The 21,139-nt window shown below is 55.8% G+C and carries 18 protein-coding genes; 5 read left to right on the top strand and 13 right to left on the bottom strand.

The annotated features are described in order from the left end of the window. Positions 1-254: 254 nt before the first annotated feature. Complete coding sequence (gene cyaB / locus ABSB80_RS12095; RefSeq protein WP_428370882.1) at positions 255-791, bottom strand: class IV adenylate cyclase; 537 nt, start codon at positions 789-791, stop codon at positions 255-257. Positions 792-859: 68 nt separating this feature from the next. On the opposite strand from cyaB, the gene ABSB80_RS12090 reads away from it, so the two are divergent. Next, positions 860-1,540, top strand: coding sequence for an FKBP-type peptidyl-prolyl cis-trans isomerase (locus ABSB80_RS12090; RefSeq protein ID WP_428370881.1), 681 nt, complete (start codon positions 860-862; stop codon positions 1,538-1,540). A 158-nt stretch (positions 1,541-1,698) separates the two neighbouring features. Next, on the top strand, positions 1,699-2,787 hold the full coding sequence (locus tag ABSB80_RS12085) for a hypothetical protein (RefSeq protein ID WP_428370880.1): 1,089 nt from the start codon (positions 1,699-1,701) through the stop codon (positions 2,785-2,787). 467 nt (positions 2,788-3,254) lie between these two features. On the opposite strand, the gene ABSB80_RS12080 is transcribed toward ABSB80_RS12085, so the two are convergent. Beyond that, positions 3,255-4,283: an mRNA surveillance protein pelota gene (locus tag ABSB80_RS12080; RefSeq protein ID WP_428370879.1), complete on the bottom strand. Its 1,029-nt coding sequence runs from the start codon at positions 4,281-4,283 to the stop codon at positions 3,255-3,257. Then, positions 4,273-6,165, bottom strand: a complete 1,893-nt coding sequence (gene rqcH / locus ABSB80_RS12075) for a ribosome rescue protein RqcH (protein WP_428370878.1) — start codon at positions 6,163-6,165, stop codon at positions 4,273-4,275. The genes ABSB80_RS12080 and rqcH overlap by 11 nt, the downstream gene beginning before the upstream one ends. A 63-nt stretch (positions 6,166-6,228) precedes the next feature. On the opposite strand from rqcH, the gene ABSB80_RS12070 reads away from it, so the two are divergent. From ABSB80_RS12070 to ABSB80_RS12060, 3 genes are read left to right on the top strand one after another with little or no spacing between them, the layout of a single operon-like run. Then, positions 6,229-6,591, top strand: a complete 363-nt coding sequence (locus ABSB80_RS12070) for an EMC6-like membrane protein (protein ID WP_428370877.1) — start codon at positions 6,229-6,231, stop codon at positions 6,589-6,591. Positions 6,592-6,610: 19 nt separating this feature from the next. Continuing rightward, positions 6,611-8,383 carry a ribosome biogenesis/translation initiation ATPase RLI gene (locus tag ABSB80_RS12065; protein WP_428370876.1) on the top strand — a complete coding sequence of 591 codons (1,773 nt, stop codon included), beginning with the start codon at positions 6,611-6,613 and terminating at the stop codon, positions 8,381-8,383. 47 nt (positions 8,384-8,430) lie between these two features. After that, positions 8,431-9,624, top strand: coding sequence for a hypothetical protein (locus ABSB80_RS12060; RefSeq protein WP_428370875.1), 1,194 nt, complete (start codon positions 8,431-8,433; stop codon positions 9,622-9,624). A gap of 502 nt (positions 9,625-10,126) precedes the next feature. Here ABSB80_RS12060 and ABSB80_RS12055 read toward each other — a convergent pair. The 10 genes from ABSB80_RS12055 to arlH form a co-directional block, all read right to left on the bottom strand. Then, positions 10,127-10,618 carry a chemotaxis protein CheD gene (locus ABSB80_RS12055; RefSeq protein WP_428370874.1) on the bottom strand — a complete coding sequence of 164 codons (492 nt, stop codon included), beginning with the start codon at positions 10,616-10,618 and terminating at the stop codon, positions 10,127-10,129. Between the two features lie 15 nt (positions 10,619-10,633). After that, positions 10,634-11,245: a chemotaxis protein CheC gene (locus ABSB80_RS12050; protein ID WP_428370873.1), complete on the bottom strand. Its 612-nt coding sequence runs from the start codon at positions 11,243-11,245 to the stop codon at positions 10,634-10,636. Between the two features lie 9 nt (positions 11,246-11,254). Then, the gene (locus tag ABSB80_RS12045; RefSeq protein WP_428370911.1) at positions 11,255-13,207 is read right to left on the bottom strand and encodes a chemotaxis protein CheW; all 1,953 of its coding nucleotides are present in this window, start codon (positions 13,205-13,207) and stop codon (positions 11,255-11,257) included. A 1-nt stretch (position 13,208) separates the two neighbouring features. Then, entirely contained in the window at positions 13,209-14,264 is a 1,056-nt protein-coding gene (gene cheB / locus ABSB80_RS12040) for a chemotaxis-specific protein-glutamate methyltransferase CheB (protein ID WP_428370872.1), read from the bottom strand. A 4-nt stretch (positions 14,265-14,268) separates the two neighbouring features. Further along, a complete protein-coding gene (locus tag ABSB80_RS12035; protein WP_428370871.1) occupies positions 14,269-14,631 on the bottom strand; it encodes a response regulator in 363 nt (120 codons plus the stop codon). A 67-nt stretch (positions 14,632-14,698) separates the two neighbouring features. After that, complete coding sequence (locus ABSB80_RS12030; protein WP_428370870.1) at positions 14,699-15,508, bottom strand: DUF8579 domain-containing protein; 810 nt, start codon at positions 15,506-15,508, stop codon at positions 14,699-14,701. A 74-nt stretch (positions 15,509-15,582) separates the two neighbouring features. Continuing rightward, positions 15,583-16,887, bottom strand: coding sequence for a hypothetical protein (locus tag ABSB80_RS12025; protein WP_428370869.1), 1,305 nt, complete (start codon positions 16,885-16,887; stop codon positions 15,583-15,585). 13 nt (positions 16,888-16,900) lie between these two features. After that, positions 16,901-18,523 (bottom strand): archaellar assembly protein ArlJ/FlaJ, encoded by a 1,623-nt coding sequence (gene arlJ / locus ABSB80_RS12020; protein ID WP_428370868.1) that lies wholly within the window; start codon positions 18,521-18,523, stop codon positions 16,901-16,903. Between the two features lies 1 nt (position 18,524). Further along, positions 18,525-20,402 carry an archaellum flagellar ATPase motor FlaI gene (flaI, locus tag ABSB80_RS12015; RefSeq protein ID WP_428370867.1) on the bottom strand — a complete coding sequence of 626 codons (1,878 nt, stop codon included), beginning with the start codon at positions 20,400-20,402 and terminating at the stop codon, positions 18,525-18,527. A 1-nt stretch (position 20,403) separates the two neighbouring features. After that, positions 20,404-21,135, bottom strand: a complete 732-nt coding sequence (gene arlH / locus ABSB80_RS12010) for an archaellum protein ArlH (protein WP_428370866.1) — start codon at positions 21,133-21,135, stop codon at positions 20,404-20,406. Positions 21,136-21,139: the final 4 nt, after the last annotated feature.

The raw sequence follows: 21,139 nt of genomic DNA, 5'->3' as shown, positions 1-21,139 counted from the left end.
TTCTTCTCATTCTCGTGGTTCTGATGAACCACTCGAACCCCGCCGCTGAGGCACCCCCGGTAGCGATAGTGCCGTATTACCTGTTTCCCCGGGGAGGCATCGCAATGCGCCCCGTCCCCCAAGGGGGACTGGTGGCGCAAGAGGGGGCGATCAGATCTGCCGAGAATTGAATTTTATAAAGGCTAGCACAGAAAATTTACAACTACCGAAAAATCGATATCCCCAAAATATGAGCGAATCGGATAACATTCGAGCTATCCCGTCTTCCGCTTCGCGAGGAGCAGTTCCAGGTACGAGGCGAGGATAGGCTCGCCCTCAACCCCAATCTCTTTTGCGATCTTCCCGATCATTTCCGTTGGGTTCTCGTTCTCGTCCCGGGCGATCACTTCAATCTCGGCAAAGGTCCCGAGCTCCTCGACCGTATCGAGCGAGATCGACGCAGTACCCAGGGTGTAGTTCTCGCGCCACTTGTTCACTTCGGTCGTCTTCGTAAACCCGAGCCGGGCGAGCATCGTCTCGAAGGCTTCCCCGGACTCCACGGCGAAGTTCAGTTCCTCCCGCGCTTTAAGCCCGTATTTCCTGATCTTCGGTCCCTTGTACGTGACAACCGCACGGTCGTCCGTGTACCGCACCCGGACGGCTTCATCGGTCAGGGCGAAATCGCGGTGGGGGGCGTTATAATAGATATCGTGTTCATGAACCCTGCCACGGAATTGTGCATTTTTTCTGGTGAGATCTTCACGAACCGGATCGAGCGAGGGTATCCTTACCTTGAGTTCCACTTCGAGCATGGGTGTGCCACACGTTTATCTGTCTTTATTGCGATTTAATATAGTCACGTACTATAGTCAGGTGAACCATGGCAATACGAGAAGGAGATTTTATCAGGCTGAGTTATACGGGCACCGTCAATGGCAATGTTTTTGATACCACTGACGAGGAAGAGGCAAAAAAAGCAGGCATCCACAGCCCGGATGCGGTGTACGGCCCGGTCACGATCTGTGTCGGCCAGAAGCACGTCATCACCGGTCTCGACGAAGAACTCGTTGGCAAGCAAGCCGGTACCGAAGGCGAAGTCACCGTCCAGCCCGGGAAGGCATTCGGGGAGCGCGACCCGAAGAAGATCCAGTCATTCCCCAAGAGCAAGTTTACCGAGAAACCGGTCCGCGGCATGCCGGTGAAGATCGAGGAGCAGGGCGAGGGTACGGTCGTCGACGTCATCGGTTCGCGGGTCATCGTGGACTTCAACCCGGCCCTTGCCGGGCAGGCCCTCACGTACCAGTACAAAATTGAGGAAGATGTGACCGAACCTCTCGACCAGTTGAAAGGCCTCATCCGCCTCTATGCAGGCAGGGAGATGGAGGTAACGATCGACGGCGACAAGGCGACCGTCACCCTCCCGCCCGGGATCAACTATGACCGCCGCTGGCTCCTCTGGCGCGGGCGGATACTCCACGAGGGTTTCGAACTGATCGCGGGGATCTCGGAGATCACCCTTGTCGAGACCTACAAGAGACCGGAGAAGAAAGAAGCAGCATAACTGTCCTGAGTCCTTTTTTCCCATTTTTTTCGGATCCGGTCAGGTATTCGCTATCCTTTCGGAGAATATCCCTGCAATCCAAAAAAAACAGGGTTCCGGAGATGCACGAACGTCATTGAAATACCGGTTTTTTATAGTGGCTGCTCGAAATACTCATTATGAACAACAATCATCTCATCGCAACCCTAGCGGTCCTCCTTCTCGTACTGGCCGTCTTCCTGTCGGGATGCTCCGGTTCCCAGTCTTCCTCCGGCACGGGATCCCAGGCAGGAGTTTCCGGTGCTGCGACAACCGCAGCGTCTTCTTCGCCCCTGTACAAGGCCGGCGATATTCTCAAAAACCCGAAATCGAGTTCCACGAGCGGAGTCCTCATCGTCAGCTACGATGCAGGAACTGACACGTATGCACGAGCGATTATTTTTCCCAACAGCGACGGGAGCTGGGGGTACCGCACCGATTCCAGTACGGAAACCATGGACCGATCGACACTCGAGAAAATATACACGAATTACATTAAGAACATCCCCGTCTCCCAGGTGCCGATAGGCACCCCCGTTCCGACAGCAACTCCCGTGCCGGTGACCACGGTCCCGATATATACCCCCCTCCCGACAACCGTACCAACGGCGACGACTACCACATCCGGCGCGGCCCCCACGATACAGAGCATCTCTCCGTATTACGGATATGCGGGTACCTCGGTATCGATAACTTCACTGGCAGGCTACAACTTCATTTCCGGGGCAACGGTGCAACTGAAAAACTCCGCCGGCCAGAATATCTCGGCGACCGGGGTATCCGTGGTATCCTCCAGCACCATCACCTGTACCTTTGCCATCCCGTCGAACGCAACCGTCGGGGCCTGGGACGTGTACGTCACCAACCCGAACGGGTATGTCGGTAAATACAGCAACGGGTTCATCGTTCATCAGAGCACCTCGGCCACCGCGACCACCACCACGTCATCGGGCGGACCGACGATCACAAGTATAAGTCAATCTTTTATGATCTCGCCAAGTCACACCTCGTACACGATAACCGGGACGAATTTCGTTGTCGGTGCTACCGTCAGCCTGACGAGCGGTTCCCAGACCATCCCACAGTTTGCTATCGTCTCGGCCTCTTCCACCCAGATCGTTGTATTCTTTGATATCCCGCAAAATTACAGCGGCTCCTGGAACGTGGTCGTCACCAATCCTGACGGCACAACAGCCACGCTGAGTAACGCGATTGCGATCCACAGCTGAAACATCAGGATACCATGAATTTTTTTTCAAAGGCTGAAGGGTGGCTGAAGAAAATTCTCTGTTGGAGAATGTCCTACTCGCGACCACCCCTGCGGCAATTCAACTTCCTTGCCCCGCCGTCGCATATCTTTTATGAGATTCGGCAGGAGGAAGTTTTTTCAAACTTCCTCTGCTTCACCCGTACATGATGGAGCAAGTCGAAGAATCCTTGCGGATTCTTCTCGACTTCTTGGTTCTTATGAGCCAATCAGTCCCCGGAGAGGCCCCGAGGCGGGAGGTTCTCGTAACTGAACGATTTTCGGGAATCCTGTGTGAATTTGTATGCATGTTTGTTTCTCCACAGCCCACTTTTTTGAAATTATTCTCGTTATCTGATCATCCATTTTTTTCTATTGTACCTTTTGAAAAACGATAGTGGTTAGGAAGGTACTCTATCCAAATTAATCACGCAGGCCCGGCCGCACCGACTAAGTACCCGGGCGGTAGCGGAGAAGGGCGGCAATCCCCCCGAGCGCAGCAAGCCGCTCGCCGGGTTCGAACGCGGACGAGAGCACGACGATGGTCGCCTTCATCGCCTCGGCTTTTTCTATCAGCCGCGTGATCACGGGATCCCGCAGGAGGGTGTCAGCGACCAGGACCTGCTCTGCCGCGCCGTACCCGATAGCCTCTTCCACTTCCCGGCGGCCGTAGGCGACTGCACCTTCCCGCGAGATCCTCAGGAGCACCTCATCCATCATCTTCACTTCGCGGGAGAGCTGGAGGTCGCCCATCAGCCGGTCAAGGGCTCCGTTCCCGATGACATCCTGGACCGCCCCGCGCCCGATGCGCCGTGTCTCGACCACGATTGCCCGCTCGGCTGCCGGGGAATTTTTGCTCCGTGTGAACTGAACAAAATCGTCCTTGACAAACCCGGGCCCGGCGATGATGAGCGGGCCGGAGATCTCTGCGATGAGGGGGAGGAGCTGGTCGAACAGAGCGGTCCGCGACCCGCTCTCCGCACCTTTGCTGCTGCCGGCCACCAGGGTCATGACACTCTCCGGCCCGTACTGCCGGAGACGGAAGAGTTCAGCCTCACCCTCCTCGAGGGTCAGGATATGGACGACGCCATGGACCGACGCCTTTACCGCTCGTGCGATCCGCTCGAGATCGATCGGGCGCCACTGCTTTATGACCGAGATCTCGTAACCGGTCTCGACGTTGATCGTGTGGTACGCCCCGGCATCGGCACCGTGCTCGATGAGGCCCGAGAGCCGGAGCCTGACCCCGTGCTCCGAGAACTCCTCACGCTCCACCCGCAGGCCGAGACGGACCGGGCGTTTCTCCACCTTCTCGGGGCGGAGCTTGTCGCTGGCCGCGTCCACGCTCCGGAAGCTCGTGGCGAAGACAAGGTCCCCGGGACCGATGAGGTGGCGGAGGTGCCAGAGGTCGTCGATGCTCTCCGGCAGGAGCCGGATCTCGCCATAATTGCTCCGGATCTCGCCATACTCAGCCTTCATGGTGCCCCACGATGTCGGAACCGCCCGGGGGCACGAATGCAGCCACCCGTTCGGTGTTCAGGATGCCCCTGAGAGCTTTTCCGTCTTCTTCTGTCAGTTTTCCTTTGAGTTCCCTCAGGACTTTTTTTGCCACATCATTGGGTTCAAACTGCCCGGGTGTGAGTTCCGCGTACGCCGCTGTTCTTCCCCGTATCGCGGAAGGCGGGCCACCGATGACCGCAGCCTGGGGTTCAAGCATGAGCCCGATGCCGACCGCCAGGGGAACATCCCGGTAGTAGGTCCGTTCTCCCCGGACGATGAACGACCCGCGGGAGACATACTCCCCGGACTCGGGAGTCTTGCTGACCTGAGCGGGGAGGGCGCTGTAGACATCGGCCGATCCATGGCCGCTCCTCCAGGCACCGGAATAGGAGGCCGCAAACTGCGCGACCTCGTCCATCCGCTCCGTCTTCCCCTTGACGATGACGACACTCGCACCGTGGATGTCGGCATGCACGAAGAGGTCGCCCCCGGCCAGGTATTTTTTGACCAGTTCCTCGTTCTGGGAGGCATCGCGCCCGCCAAGGACCACGACTCCGTCGCTCGTCACAAACCAGCGGAAGCGGTGGTACCACTGTTTTTTCAGGGGAATAAAATCCCGTTTCTGCACCTTCTTCTTCGGGTGGACGGTCGCCATGGCAGCGAGCGCCCCGGCTTTCTTCCTCTTGAATTTTTTTATGAGATCGTGATACCGCCCGGCGTTCTGCTCCACGCTCTCGTGGACATGGATCCTCACCCGTCTCCCGATATCGACTTCCACGGCCGCTTCGCCCGGGTAAAAAGCCGTGATCTTTTTCGCATCGTCCGATACGGTGTCCCTGAGGTGCTTCTCGATCTCCTGCCACGACAGCTGCCTGCTCGCAATATCGAGAGCGGTGATGAGCTGCCGGATGAAGGCATAGTTCTCGTAGATCGCGTTGACAATCTCCCCGTTCTTTTGAATAGTGGCGTCAAATTTCTTTACCGCTGCTTCCTGGTGCAGGCGGATACGGTCTTCCTTTGCTATCTTCGGGCGGGCTGCTGACTTTTTCTCGGTTTTCGTAAGAGGGAAGAATGCTTCGAGCGCTTCGGAGAACGTGGGAAAGGACTGCACATCGTTCCCTTCCCCAAGATCGACGGGCTCGCAGTGCTTTGCCGAGATCACGGGTGAGCGGTCGTGCAGCACCCGGGAGAAGAGGTCCTGTATCGCGGCAAAAATAGCGTCCGGGTCTGCGGAAACCGCGGGAGCGGACTTGTCGATGCCGGTCTTCCTGCAGATATATTCCGCGTACATCCCGCCGAGCATGCAGCCGGTCGCGAGGGCCCGGACAAGGTCGCGGCCGTCATTTTTGAGGGCCGCGGCAAGATTCTCACGGGATCCGGTGGGATCGGTGCCGCCGAGGACATACGGGACGTTCGGGACGACCTCCCGGTCCCTGAACCGGTGGTGCCAGAGCGGTTTTATGATAGTGTACGTATCGTCAGCAAGGATGACATTCCCCTCATCGAACAGTTCGATAATGAGGTGGTACGTGAGGCTGCCCTTCCCGATATCGAAGATGAGGATCCGTTCGAGGCCGTGCTGGCGGATGGCCAGCACTTTTCCCCCGGAGAGGTACTTGCGCAGGAGCATGGCAAACTGCGGGGGGTTCTTCGGGGGTTCCGGCAGATCCTTCACCAGGTGGGCCCGCCTGCCGGCTTCAACGATCAGCTGGTACTTTGCCTTGTTCCCGCCATTGAGCCGGACTGCGAGCGTGCGGGTGTCGAACTGGTAGACCTTGTCGACCCAGAGCGGCAGCTTCGTGGACAACTCGGACGCCATTGCCATCACGTCGATCCCGCTCATGCCCTGTTCGGATGCCATGGTGGTTTATACCAAATTACATATGGCTTGCGCACTAAAAAATAAGACTACTGGTGATGCGGGATGAGCGGAGATACCATCGAAGAAAAGCCTGTCCAGACAAAAAAAGCAAAGACGAAGGCTGACAAGCAGGCCGAACATATCGCCCGCATCAAGCGGACGCTTATCGCATCGCTGCTGGGAATCCTGACCGGGGTCATTGCCTATTATGCCGGTGGCATCCCGGGAACAACGGGGCTCCAGAACGACGGCTTTCTCGGCTTCATGCTCATGCTGGTAGGCGTTGTCCTCCAGAAACACATCTTCATGCTCTCCGGCATGAGCACCTCGAAGCTTGGCGCAAAAGACTGGTTCTACCAGGGGTTCATGACATTCGCGTTCTGGTTCATGACATGGACGATCCTGCTGACCGCCATCCCCCGGTAATTCCTCTTCTGGGGTTTCCATGAGAATTGCTATCGTCCATAAAGACCGCTGTCACGCCCGGAAATGCGGTACCGAATGCATCCTCTACTGTCCCCGTGTCCGGACCGGGGACGAGACCGTTGTGATCGGACCTGACGGGAAAGCCCTCATCTCCGAGGAACTCTGCGTCGGGTGCGGCATCTGTATCAAGAAATGCCCGTTCGATGCCATCGATATCGTGAGCCTTCCCGAAGAACTCGAGCACCCCACCCACCGCTATGGCAGAAACGGGTTTGCGCTCTACGGGCTTCCGATCCCGGTGGAAGGGAAAGTCACCGGTATCCTCGGTGCCAATGGCATCGGCAAGAGCACGGCCATCAAGATCCTGTCCGGCCAGCTCCGCCCCAACCTGGGAAATTTCGATACCGAAGTGGCATGGGATGAGATCCTCAGGCAGTATACCGGCACCGAGCTCTTCGATTATCTCCAGACCGTATCGAAAAAGACCCTGAAGATCGCAAGCAAGCCCCAGTATATCGATTATATCCCGAAAGTCTTCTCCGGGACGGTCAGGACGCTCCTGAAGACCACGGACGAACGGGACGCACTTGCCGGCATCCTGCCGGCCCTCAAGCTCGATGCACTCCTCGACCACGAGATCAGCGCCCTGAGCGGCGGGGAACTCCAGCGGGTGGCGATCGCAGCCTGCCTTGCCCGGGAAGCCGACCTCTACTTCCTCGATGAGATCACGCCATTCCTGGACATTTACCAGCGGATCTCTGCCGCGAAACTCATCCGCGACCTTGCAGCGTCCCGCCCGGTCGTCATTGTCGAGCACGACCTCGCCATCCTCGATATGCTCGCGGACACCGTCCACGTCGGCTACGGCAAACCGGCAGTATTCGGTATCATCACCCGCCCCAAGGGGGTCAGGGTGGGCATCAACCAGTACCTCGAAGGCTACCTTGCCGAAGAGAATGTCCGGTTCCGGGACACCCAGGTGGTCTTCGAGAAGCGGGCGCACGAGAAAGGTTCCGACCGCGAAGACCTCTTCATCATACCCCCGATGTCCAAACAGTACGATACGTTCCGCCTCGAGGTCACCGGGGGTACGGTCAGGACGGGCGAAGTGCTGGGCGTCGTCGGGGCAAACGGCATGGGCAAGAGCACGTTTGCCAAACTCCTGGCCGGGGACGAGACCCCGACGACCGGGACAATCGAGACCTCGTTGAGGATCTCCTACAAGCCCCAGTACATCAAGGCCGATACGTCCGACAGCGTGGAGATGTTCCTACGCCGCTGCACGACAAAATTCGATTCCTCGCTCTACCAGCACGAGATCATCGATGCGCTCTCCCTGACCCCCATCCTCCAGTCGCCTGTCGACTCCCTGAGCGGCGGGGAACTCCAGCGGGTGACGATCGCCGGCTGCCTCTCGCGGGACGCCGACCTGTACATTCTCGATGAACCCAGCGCACACCTCGACGTGGAGCAGCGGGTAAGGGTGACGAGGATGATCAAGCACCATGCCGAGGGCAGGGAAGCCGGCATCATGGTGATCGACCACGACATCTACCTTATCGATATGATCAGTGAACGTATCCTGGTGTTTGAAGGGGAACCGGGAATTGCCGGCACTGCCGCGGGGCCGTTCCGGATGCGCGAGGGCATGAACCGGTTCCTTGCGGTGCTGGACGTAACGTTCCGGCGCGACCAGAGCGGACGCCCGCGGATCAACAAGCCCGGCTCGTTCCTTGACCGGGAACAGAAGGGTCTGGGCGAATTCTATTATTATGTTCAGGACGAGAACTAAAACCGCTTATTATACCTTTTAATATTTTAACATGCCATTCTCACTATATGCGGGAGGAGAAGCTTTCGGATGCCATTGTCTACGATAAGCTGCACCTGTTGAAGAAGGACTTTTACGGCTATATTGAACGGAACTCCGCCAAGGTGGACACCAACCTCCCGGTCTTTTTCGGATATGTCATATCCGCGCTCGAGAACTCCTTCCCCCATATATCAGATGTTGCCTACGATGAGTTCATCGACAGCATTACCTTCAAGGTCCTCGATTCCAGTGCAAATGTCAGCGATTTTGAGTATGTCAGGAAGGTGATGGTCAACGCGGTGCGGTTCAAGAAGAAGAAAGATGCAGAGACCGGCGTCAAGATCGTCATCGGCCTCAAGCTGCTGAAGAGCGGTGACTACGGGCACGCCCTCGACTTCCTCAAGGAGTACGCGACCCTTGACTCGAAACTCGGTACCGCGGTAGCCTACTGCTATCATCTCCTCTCGCTGCGCGAGTTCAAGGACAGTGACGATGCTGCCAGAAAACACCGCCCCGGCGAGATGGAACTCCTTGCACGGGAACTGATGATGAGACTGGCCAGGGAACAGCCGCCGGTAAACCAGCTCCGCCAGCTGGAGATCGATGACCCGTCGTTCCTTGAGAAGATCTTCTGGCAGATGATCTTTACCGGGCTGGAATGGTTCCCGAACGAGAGATGGTTCGTTGAGATCGGTCTGAAGAATGCGGCAATTACCAAAGATCCGGTCATGCGCAAGCGCCTGCTGGATATCGGGTCCGAACGTTTTTATACTGACAGCCAATTCCTGCGCGAGATGTACTATTACAAGCTCGAGAACCGCGATGCTCCCGGCGCTGCAGGCGTCGTCAACCAGCTCCTGAAACAGTACCCGGACGATCTCGAACCTATCTACCTCGGTCTCAAACTAACGCTCCTCACCACTAAGAAGATTACCTATCACAGTTTCCGGAAACTGGCGATCACCAAAGGCATGCCGGTCCAGATCCTCACACTGTTCGATTTTGCCTTTGACCTGTTCAGCAGTGAACAGAACGATGCTGCCAAATGTATTGCAGACTTTGAGAAGGAGTTCCCGAGCATGCAGTACTATGCAACCGTCCTCCGGTATATCGCAAGTGATATCATATCCGCTGATGAGACGAGGAGTAAAAAGGCAAAAAAAACGCTCCTGGACTCGGTCGAGCAATACTGCCTGGAAGCACTGAAAAACAGGAAATGAGGATCTGTTGAAATCCTCAGGGAAACATCAATCGCTCTCGGGGAGACTGCTGTTCGAAAAATTCTTCTGAATTCTTCTCATCTTCGAGGTTCTGATGAACCTCTCAGATTCCCGAAGGGAAGACCAGGCTTGAGAAGAACCGGAATGTTCTTCGACCTGAGAGAGGGGGTAACCCTCCTAACCGCAGCAGAATATAAGCAAATGATCAGAAAAATAGGGTTTTAACATAGCCGGAAATGAGAGTTGTACCCGGCTCCCCGCCTCAATCCTGCCGTGTGTTTACCCGGTTGAGTTGCCGGGAGATCCCGGCCGGACGCTCATATTTGTAAACCGGGAACGGAAAGGACGGTTCTGATCGCCTGGATCAGGGAATCGGCGACCGGGCTTAAAATCCCTGTCGCAGGGAGCGGGAACAAAGATTCAGCCGGCTATACCGGTATCATTAAAAGCTATAGCAGAAACCGGGCGTGCCAGGAACCGGAGCACGATGCAGAGAACAAGTTCAGATATCCCGGATCGTACCATCCGCTCTCCTGACTGAGACTTTCCCCTCCTGGGCCGGCATGAATGTGACCGATCTTCCGACCTTGCCCCCGATATCCTCCGCGACCAGCTTGATATGCTCCCTGAGGAGGAATTCCCGTACCTTTTCAGCATTCCGTTCACCGATATTGAGGTTGGCACCGAAATATTCAAACATGCTCGCCCCCCCGGCCATCTTCGCAACGATGTTCCGGTTCTTGCAACCGAGAGCACCGAGCTCCTGCAGCAACAGCGGGATCGCGGTATCAGCATATTTCCCGGGGCGGTCCTTCCTCCCGGCGCTGTCCGGTAACATGATATGGACCATCGCACCTACCCTCAGCCGGTCATCGTAGAGAGTCAGGCCGATGCATGAACCCAGACCGATGGTCACCATCTGGAATGACCCGACACGATATTCTCCGATGCCTATCATCGCCATCTGTGCGTTTACGGCGGTCGGGTCAGACATGGTTTTCAGGGCAGATCATGTCGATTTCATCATGTTTTCAAGGAGCACGATGATCTTCTGCAGGGTTTTGTGTTCCGGCATCAGGATGATGTCGCTGTCGACCTTATGCTCTGAGCAGACGAGTTCGGTGGAGAAGAGCATGACTTCATCCATATCATCGGTCGACTGGGCGATAAGCGTCTGCATCGCGGCATGGGCCATGTCGATACTGAGGGCAGGTGGCGAGGGAAGCATGACAAACCCAAGGAGTTCTGCCGTTGCATCGAGAAACGCAGATACCATGATATTTCCCACTTCAAGGAGGGCACTCTGGTCCATCTCGTTCATCGGGCGGTTCATCTCCGTCAGTCCCAGCATGGTATTGGTCAGGCGGATCGCTGATTCGCGGGTGATGTAAAAGATGATGAATCCCCCGTGAGGGATATCGCCCTGGAGTTCGAACGCTACCATGGCTGCTGACTCTTCTCCCATATACTCCCCAAGATGGGCGATATCCACGATTGTTATTCCTGGCACGCTCATCTCGACACTACTTCCCAGCATCTGGGAAAGGGTGGTTGCGGCGTGGGCAGCCCCGATATTTCCCAATTCCTGAATTGCATCCTTCTGAACCGTCGATAAATTCATGAACAACTCCTACACCATCGTATTCACATCAAGGACAGGGACAACATCCCCGTCGCCAAGTATGGTAACCCCGCTGATGCCCCGCGTGTTGCCGATCAGGGAACTGAGCGGTTTGACGACAACCTCCTGTTTTCCTTCAACAATATCGACCGGGATGCAGGCCTTCCTCTTCTGGTACTGGACCACAATCAGGATTTCACACGCATCCGACATCCCGACCATGTCGTCCAGCCGGAAGATCTGGATCACTTCTTCCCGCAGGAGGATGGTCTCGCTCTTCCCGATATGGTGGGTTGCATCCCTCCGGAACGATGCAACTTCAACGATCGAGCTGATGGGAATGGCAAGTCTCCGGCTGTTGATCCTGACGATCATGACATCGACAATTGCCATCGTCGGCGGGAGCAGCAGCTCGAACCGCGATCCCTTGCCGGGGGTTGTCTCTACCCGGATGGTCCCCTTGAGTGATTCGATGGACCTTCGTACAACGTCGAGGCCGACCCCCCTTCCGCTGATATCCGTAATTTTGTCGGCAGTGGAAAAACCGGGCTGGAAAAGCAGGTCGATCGCCTGGTCGGTGGTCAGGCTTTCCGCAGCTTCCTGGGTGATGAGCCCTTTTTCCACGGCTTTTCTCCTGACCTTCTCGACATTGATCCCGGCACCATCGTCGATCAGTTCGATGATGACATTGTCACGGTCCCGGTGGGCGCTGAGCCTGACAGACCCTTTGCGGGGTTTTCCGGCTTTTTCCCTCTCGTCGGGGTTCTCAATCCCGTGGTTGACCGCATTCCTGATGAGGTGGAGGAGGGGGTCATTCAGCCCGTCCATCACGCTGCGGTCGAGTTCCGTCTCTCCCCCTTCCATGACGAAATCGACTTCTTTCCCGTCGTACTGGGCCACATCCCTGACTACCCGGGGGAGGCGGTTGAATATGTGGTTCAGAGGGATCATCCGGATATTCATCATCAGGTTCTGGAGATCCGATACCGAACGATCGACCATGCCGAGGGCTTCGTCCATCTCCTTGAGTTTCTGCCGCTCGGCAATCTGCTTGAGCCTGCCCCGGTTGATCACCAGGTCCTCGACGAGGTTCATGATGTGATCGAGCTGGGTAATGTCCACTCTCAGGTGCTTGACTTCCCTGCTCTTGTCAGAAGCTGCCGGCTGCCCTCTCTCGGCAGTCTCGGCTCCCGGTGCGGGAGAGGGTGCCGGGATGATCTCAGCAACCGCGCCGGCCTTGATCTCTACGGACTGGATCTCCGAAGCCGTCGCTGCGGTCCGGAGAGCGTCCTCGCCAGCGTCGCAGGCGATCTTCACCACGAGAATGCCATCGAACTGGCCCTCATCCACGAGCTCTTTCGATGGGATGGACAGGATGATCGTCCCGATAGCTTCGAGGTTGTTGAGAACGATGAGCGCCCGGACATCTTTCATCATGGATTCCGGGGCAACGGTGATGGTGAGGTCATAGATCGGGCGCGTATCACCTGGAATTGGAGATGCGACCGGTCCTCCGACCGGTGGCGCAGCTGCCCGGTTTGACGGGCTCGCTGCTGCTGCGGATGGCCTGGCTGCCTTCCCGCCACCCTCAGTTGCGAGCCATGATTTTAACGAGCTGACCAGTTCATCCGGGTTCTTGGATGATGTATCGCCACCGGCATCGACATCGTCGAGCATCTCCTCTATCATGTCAGAGCAGCGCAGGAGGAGGTTGGTAAGGGCGGGGGTCATGACCGCAACACCGCTCCGGATAAGCTGGAACACGTCCTCCATGGTATGGCAGAGGTGCTCCAGCTGCATGAACCCCATCGAGGCGGAAGCACCTTTGAGCGTATGGATGGACCGGAAGATCTCTCCTATCGCTTCCGCATCGGAACCTTTCTCGATGATCAGGAGATTTTTCACCAGATTCTCGTGGTTATCCCGCGATTCCGCAACAAAAAGGGTGCGGTACGCATCCATTTCAGACACAGGTATCCTCCATTTTCAGCACGGCACGTGAAATTTCCTTGGCCATCCGGTTCAGCGGGAGCACCTTGTCTACTGCATTGTGCGTGATAGCCGACCGGGCCATCCCATAGACAAGACAGTCCTTCTCATCGCAGACGAAACTTATACCACCGGCATTTTTTACTGCAAGGGCCCCTTCTCCTGCATCGTTCCCCATCCCGCTCAGGACGGCGACAACGCTGTTTTTGCCGAAGACCTGAGCCGCCGAGACCAGCGTCTTGTCCACTGCAGGCCGGACCCCGTGGACGGGAGGGGCTGAAGAGTGGACGATCTTACCGGCTGTGCATCCCTTGTCCGTGACAAACCTTGTTATGATCGTATGGACCCCGGCTTTGGAGATGATGATCCTTCCTTTTTCTATAATATCCCCGTTCTCGGATTCCTTCACCGGCATGGACGATATCCGGTTGAACCTGGCCGCGAGCGCCGCAGTGAACCCGACCGGCATGTGCTGGGTCACGACAACCCCAGCGGGAAGTTCTGCGGGAAGGTCTGCAAGCAGTTCGTCGAGCATCTGGGGGCCCCCGGCCGATGACCCGATCAGGATGACACGTTCCGCAGGTTCAGCATGGGCAGTGGGGGCAGGTTTCTTTTGCCGGACTTCTGAGGATAATGGCGGCAGGGTGAGGATATGCTTGATCTTCCGTACCAGTTCGTCGCCAATGTCCCGGACGCGGGGAAGATCCGCCGGCTTGAGCATGAAATCATCAGCCCCAAGCTCGATTGCCCGTCGGGTCATCTCTGCATCTTTTTCCGTAAGTGAACTGAGCATGAGAATCCGGGGTCTGGATGGCTGTTTTCCGATCTTTTCAAGGAGTTCGATTCCTGACATCCGGGGCATCTCGATATCCAGTGTCATGACATCGGGGGAAAGAGATTCTATCTTCTTGAGTGCGTCCAGGCCATCTGTCGCTGTCCCGACAACTTCCAGTGACGGATCCTTTGCTATCATGTCCCTGATTACCGTACGCATGAATACGGAATCATCTACAACCAGAACCTTCGTCATAACATCAGGTTGTCAGAACGTTCTTTACTTCTTCGAGCACTTTGGGAGCCTGGAATGGTTTGACGATATACCCCTTTGCACCACTCTTGATTGCCAGCTTCACCATCTGTTCCTGGCCGACTGCCGTGCACATGATGACCTTCGCAGCGGGATCGATCTGTTTGATGGCCTTGAGAGCCTCAATACCGTTCTGTTTTGGCATAACGATATCCATGGTCACGAGATCGGGCTTGAGTTCCTTGTATCGAGCGACTGCCTCCTCACCATCACCTGCTTCGCCGGCGATAGTGTGCCCGCCGGTGAAGAGGATGTTTTTAAGAAGAGTTCTCATGAAGAGCGTATCATCCACGATTAGAATCTTTCCCATTGACGATCAAAGTAAAGATAGGGGGATCAAGATATAAAACAGTATTGGGATACGATTTAAAGGTTATTCAGTTTGTTTGTGATTTTGTGGCGTCAGAAATATACCGTACGCCTTTTGTCGTAAGCTGCACCTCTCTGCGTATCGTGACGACTTCGGCAAGGCCCAGTTTCATGATCTTGTCGTAAATGGCATCGAGCTGCTTGTGCGGGAGGTTGAGCATGTTCTCGATGGCATGCGAGTCCATGCCGGAGTAGATGAGCATGGCTACCTGCTGGTCTACGCCGTCCAGCTCGGTCCCTTTCATGTCCATGCTCTTAGTGGTCTCTTTCAGGAAATTGTAGAGTACCTGAAGCGTGGAGAGGGGGCAGAGGACGAGGCTTGAGACAACTTCACCGGATTCAAGGTGGTCGATCCTTACCACGTCCGTGGGTTTACCCTGGACATCCCGTTTGGTGAGCTCGATAGCGGCAACGTCGTTGACCGGGACGCAGACCTGTTTTGCCGGGCTGACAAACCAGATACCGGAATGGACGACAACAACGCTGCCTTTCTCCCACTGGGCGTTCTGGATGAGCACCCCACCCCGGATCGCGGGCGACATAAAGTACGCCATGAGGCGGTACGCATTGCAGGAGCCGAGTATGAGTTTTTTCAGTACCTCGATAACCTTGTCTACGGAAAGGATCTTGTAGACCGCTTCAGTCTCGGTTTTTGCAGTAACGATCAGAATATTTTTTCTCTCGGCGACGTCCGAAACCGTCTTGAACAGGACTTCCCTGTTGACCGGTGCCGGGATGACGATCCTGTCCTCTCCGATACCCAGCTTGACAACGACCCACTGGTTATTATGCTCGACTTTTGCCGGGACTTCCTTCATGCGGCCTCACACGGGATCACAATTCTGAGGTAAACAGACTTGTTATTGATAGCAATGGTATTCCGGAGGTTATTTTATTTTTTGGTGGGAGATGCGGTCTTTTCCTTGGGCGGGTTCGCCGGATTCAGTTTCGTGTACATGTCGCTCAGTTCGCTCTCGATATCGCTGGCAGGCGCCCTGAAATCCTTGAGTTCCCGTAAAAGACTGAGATCATCTTTCTTTTCTACATGTTTTACATCGGATGAGATGGAACTGAGCAGGTCCTCGTCAGTACCGCTCGCTCCCCCGGCAAACGAGGCCATATCCGACTGGGTGGAGACCTGGTCTGCGGAAAGGTCTGCATTTTTCGGGGCGTCGGAAGGTATCCAGGCGGTCTTGACGGCCGTTTCTCCCGTCACCACCGGCTCCGCTGTCATTGACACCTTTCCTTCCTGGGTATCATCGGGCGTAACCGTTTTGACCGGACCTGTCCCGCCCGTGTCTCCATCCAGGTCCACATCATCGAGACTCAGGTTATCGAGTTCCCCGAATTCAGAATCGAGCGATTCTGCCGAGTCCAGACCATTGAACTCTTCCAGGCCTCCCGGAGCAGGTGCCCCGGGTTCTCCCTCGCCCCCGGTCGGCAGGTCAAGCGATGGCATCGACAGTTCAGCACCAGGTGAGGAAGAGGCAGAAGCCTCACCGGGCGCAGGACCTTCAGGGGATGCAACCGGGGCGTTGATGTCACCGAGGTCGTCAAGGAGGCCGGCATCGAATTCATCGCTGGAAAGGGAGAGGAAAGGATCTTCTTCGCCCGAGGGACCAGGGACAGCCGCGCCGGCTCCTCCACCGGGGGCCGCTCCAGCACTGCGCGGGGCGGCAGGGGCCGGGACCGGGACTTTTTCCGTGACCGCCTTGTCAAGCATCCGGTTGATGTCGTCCACTTTTTTCTCATGCCTTTTCCGCTGCCTGAGGACCGTGCCAAGAGAGCCTATGGATGACAGGAACGAACCGAACTGGGCTCCGATCCCACCCTTCTGCCCGGGTGCCTTTCCAGCCTCTTTTTTCTCTGTCTTCAGGGGACGTTTCTGGTCTGCACTTTCAGGTTTTTCGAAAAATTTCATGACGTTGAGGCGGTGGATGATCCCGGGCTTTTTTGGCTCCGTTTTTTTCATTTCCGGTTTTGTTGCGCCCCCCTTCTTCGGTTCCTTTGAACGCGATCTGCCCAAGGCAGTACGGATTTCGGTTATCGTGACCAGCCCGAGCAGGAACGGCAGGACAACAGCAATGACGACCATCATGAGAAGGAGCTGCACCAGGGTCACATCGAAGAAGATCAGGATTAACCCGAGGGTAAGGATGGTGCAAAACATGATGATCCTGCGGACATTCTCTTTCATGGGCGAACTCCTCCTATTGTCCCGGTGCTGCCATATTCTGGAGTGCCTGCGGGCTGAAGAACATCCCGACAAAGATAGGGGCGATCAGAAGCACCAGACCGGTCAATGTACAGAATATTGCTATGTAGAAATAATACATATACCGATCGCCACCACCCACAATCCGTGCCGCTATGACATTGGAGGCCGTGATTATCGAGAGGATAATGACGACAAATGTCCCCATCTGCCCTTCCGGAAAATTCGAGAACATGTTGAGCCCGCCGAGGGCCTGTCCTGCAGAGACACCCCCGCCCAGGGACGAACCCGCTGATACTGCCGATTGGTTCTGGAACTGCTTCATCATGGTTGCTACGGAACCCGTGAGCACGACCATGATACGGTAGAGGGCGACCAGGATCCCCGCCATCGCCAGGTGCATGGGAACCAGTAAGACGATAAAACTCCGGGCATGCATATCTTTCTTCTCCCGCAGGAGGGTCTGCTCGAGCATGGACGACCCGACAACGGTCCCGATAGGTTCCGGTGGCCCCCCGAGAGTAACCGTGTCCAGGTAAATATTGAGATATTTGTAGATGAGGTTGCTCCCCGATTCCCCGATGAATTTGTCCCATATCTGCTTGTGATCGAGGCCGAGGTTCATCTTGGAATAGACCGAGTTTACGAGCGGTTCAAGAGCGGTGAGGGACTTCCTGTCGATGGTGCCAAGAGCATACACGGCCGTTGTCCCCTGGCCGCCCATGACTGCCCCGAGACTCCTGATGAAGACGGAGAAGTCATTGTCGCGCAGGGTTATGTTGGAGTCGTCGATGAAACCGATAATCCCCAGCGGGGCCATCAGGATCCCGATCAGGAGAAAGATCATCCCGGCACTGACGCCCAGGAGGGACAGGACGATAAATGCCGCAATGGTCAGCGGTACGATGACCCGTTCCATGGCATGGATCGTCTGCTGCTCCTTTGAGGAGCGGTCCGCGAGGCCGTGGGTTTTCGAATCGTCCGGCACTGACTGGTACATGAGCACATTGCCAAAGACGCAGATAACGAGTACGATGCTATAGGCCATGTCCAAGGTTGATTCCATACCCGTGGGAGAATAAATCGCCACGGAAATCATGATCGTTACTGAGATCACGGTCCCGGAAAGGAGCATGGCGATGTACGCGTCCCCCCATTTTTTGAGGAGCTCGAGTCCCTGCTCGACCTGGCTCCGGTAGACCGTCCGCACGGTTGCAAGCTCATTTTTAAGGAAATCATCGTCCGGCACACCCGAGTCGATCGCATTTGCGTACCGGTTGAGCATGCTCTTGAGGATGGTATTGTTGGTCCTTTCAGCAACGATGCTGAGTGCTTCGGAATAGCTGTAACTCCATTTCTTGACAAACGTGTCGACTTTGCTGATGTACTTGGAAGAGACGTACTCCTTCCTGTTGGCAGCAAAAGAGAAAATTTCCGGGCGTGACGCATTGGCGAGGGCCAGGGATGCCATGTAGGTGTTCATGAAGAGCAGGTCGGCACCCATTCTCTTGTTTTCGGTAACCTGACCAAGTTTTTCCTTGAAGCTCTCCGCCATTGCTGCAAAGGGGAGGTGCCTGCCTTCTTTCTTCTGGTCCTGGTCGTGTCCCGGATCAGCCATATCAGGAACCGATGGTCAGGAGACCCTGTTTCTTGATCTTGGTCATCATGTGGAACAGGTCCCAGAACTTGGTGTAGCCGGCCTTATGGAGCCGTTCAAGAATTTTTGCCCGTTTCTCGACTTCAAGGTAAATTTCAGATTTCTTGCTGTCCGGCATTCCCAGCATCGTCGCAATCTTGTTCTCCAGCAGATAGGAACTGCCTTTTCCTGACCACGTGAATGTATCGGTCACCGGCTCCCAACTGAACATCTCGACAAAAGTGAACCCCTGGGTTTCCGGATTGAAACCCACCAGTTCGTTGCAGCTGATCATCCGGCGCACCAGCTGGCCGTCAGGGCGCTTCACCGCGCTCTGGATGATCACGAGGTTGAGGTTATCGACATAGGTCCTCGGGATATTGATGGGATCCCCGCACAGGCGCTGGATCAGCTTCTCGACGGAAGCCGCGTGGAAGGTGCTCATGACCGGGTGGCCTGTCTGCATCGCGCCGAATGCCACGCTCCCCTCGACACCACGGATCTCACCGACAAGGATCTGGTTGGGGCGCTGACGCAGGGCTGCCTTGAGCAGATCGAACATAGTCACTTCCCCCCCCGCCGAAGCACCTCCCGTTCCTTCACCTTTTCCCTTTGCAAGTGCCACTTCCCGGATCCAGTTCCGGTGAGGTACATTCAGCTCGGGTGTGTCTTCTATCGTGACAATCTTGTTTTCAGGAGGGATGAATGCAGTAATTGCATTCAGGAGCGTGGTTTTTCCGCTTGCTGTCTCGCCGGAAACGAAGAGCGACATGCCGTATTCGACGCAGATCCAGATGTACGCCGCGGCCAGGTAATCGATACCGTTGCTTTCCACGATATTGAGGATGCTCAGGGGGACCTCGTTCACCTTACGGATGGAAAAGTTGCTGCCATGGCGACTGATGGCAGTTCCGTAGACAATATTGATACGTGAACCATCCAGCAGTGTGGCATCAACAATGGGACTCCTGTAGGTGATTGGGCGTTTGATCCGTTCCGCCATCTTGACGACGAACTCGTCCAGTTCGCTCGATACCTTGAATTCGACGACGGATTTTAACCCTTTGAAGATCTTATGTTCGATGAAGATCGGCCCGATTCCGTCACAGGAGATATCTTCGATATAGGGGTCGGAGAGGAAGGGTTTGAGCACGCCCATATCGATCTTGTCCCGGATGAGCAGGTACTCGATAGCCTGGTACTCCTCGTTGGTCAGGATCACCTTCCCGTCGGGGGTAAGCGGGACCTGGTGCTTCTTCTTGGTATCCTTCATCTTCTGCTTGGCAGTGAAGTCCGTACTCAGGAAGGTCGTGATCTTCGACTTGAAATCCTGCTGGCCGGCCCCGCTACCCATATACTGGGAGATATCCATATTTTTCTGCTTGATCACGGCAACCGATGCCAGCATCTTCTTGATGACTTCCGCCCGTTCCTTGTCGCTGATCGGGTCCTCTTCGAGCCCGTCGATGAGGTCGATGAGCTTGGTCTCGATGACCGGGAGCATCTGGTTCACGTTGTGAAGGAACGACGGTTCGATGGGGATGTAGAAGTTCCTGACATCATCCGGGTCGGGGAGGATATGGATAAAGGTGGTCTCGTTCACCGGGTAGATGATGTTCGGGCTCTTCATGGTGCGGAGGTCTTTCTTGAGTTCGGAGAGGAAGAGCGGGATCCCGTACGTATTTACCGGGAATATATGGAGGTATTCGAGAAGGTGCGGGCTGGCCTTGACGTACTCCTTGGCATTTGCCGGGAGCATTTTATACAGGGCGCTGGACTCGATATCCGTATAAAAATCAATGTTGGAGTCCACCACCTCAGGCTTGAAGGGCAGGTTTATGGCTACGGTCGGCGTGCCCATATCAGACCCTCGCGAAACTCATCGGGATGACCTTCATGCCATATCCGGGATGGACTTCGAAACTGACAAGGTTTCCAGTGGTCTTGTGAGCACCCCGCACTTTGATGACTTCCATCACCATGACATATTTATCGCCGACCAGCGCTTTTTTCATGTTGAGGTGTGCGTCACAGATGGACCGGATCCGGACGAGCGTATCCTCCTCGAACGCATAGGTATGGAGCGTGACAAGGATCGTCTTGCCATGGTCAACTAGGGACTTGCAGTTGGTGAAGAACGTAAGGATTGTGTCGGTCTTGGCATATTCCGTAAAGAGGGTGAGTGAATCGACAATGATGACCTGCGACTTGCTCTTCTGGATGTGGGATATGACGTGGCCCAGTATCCCTTCCATCTCCTCTTTTTTCCATTCGAACCCGACGACGTGCAGGGGGAACACTTTCAGGTATCCCCAGGCAAAATATTCGGAGATATCCAGGCTCATCGACTCCATCTGCTTGATGAAACTCTTGCTGGTGCTCTCCGTGGTAAAGAGATCGACCGATAATCCCTGTTTCATGGCGCCCCAGATGATCTGCTGGGTGAGGACGCTCTTTCCCGTATCGTTCTCCCCTTCGATGAGCGTGAGCGATTCGAGCGGCAGGCCGTCGGCTATCTTCTTGTCCAGCTCGCTGTTGCCGGTGGAGATGATCTTCCGGTCCTCGCCCCCCATCAGGTCCGAAATGTTAGCCACAAGG

The organism is Methanoregula sp., assembly GCF_050010295.1.
Classification (GTDB): Archaea; Halobacteriota; Methanomicrobia; order Methanomicrobiales; family Methanospirillaceae; genus Methanoregula.
This window is presented reverse-complemented; position numbering and strand designations above follow the sequence as displayed.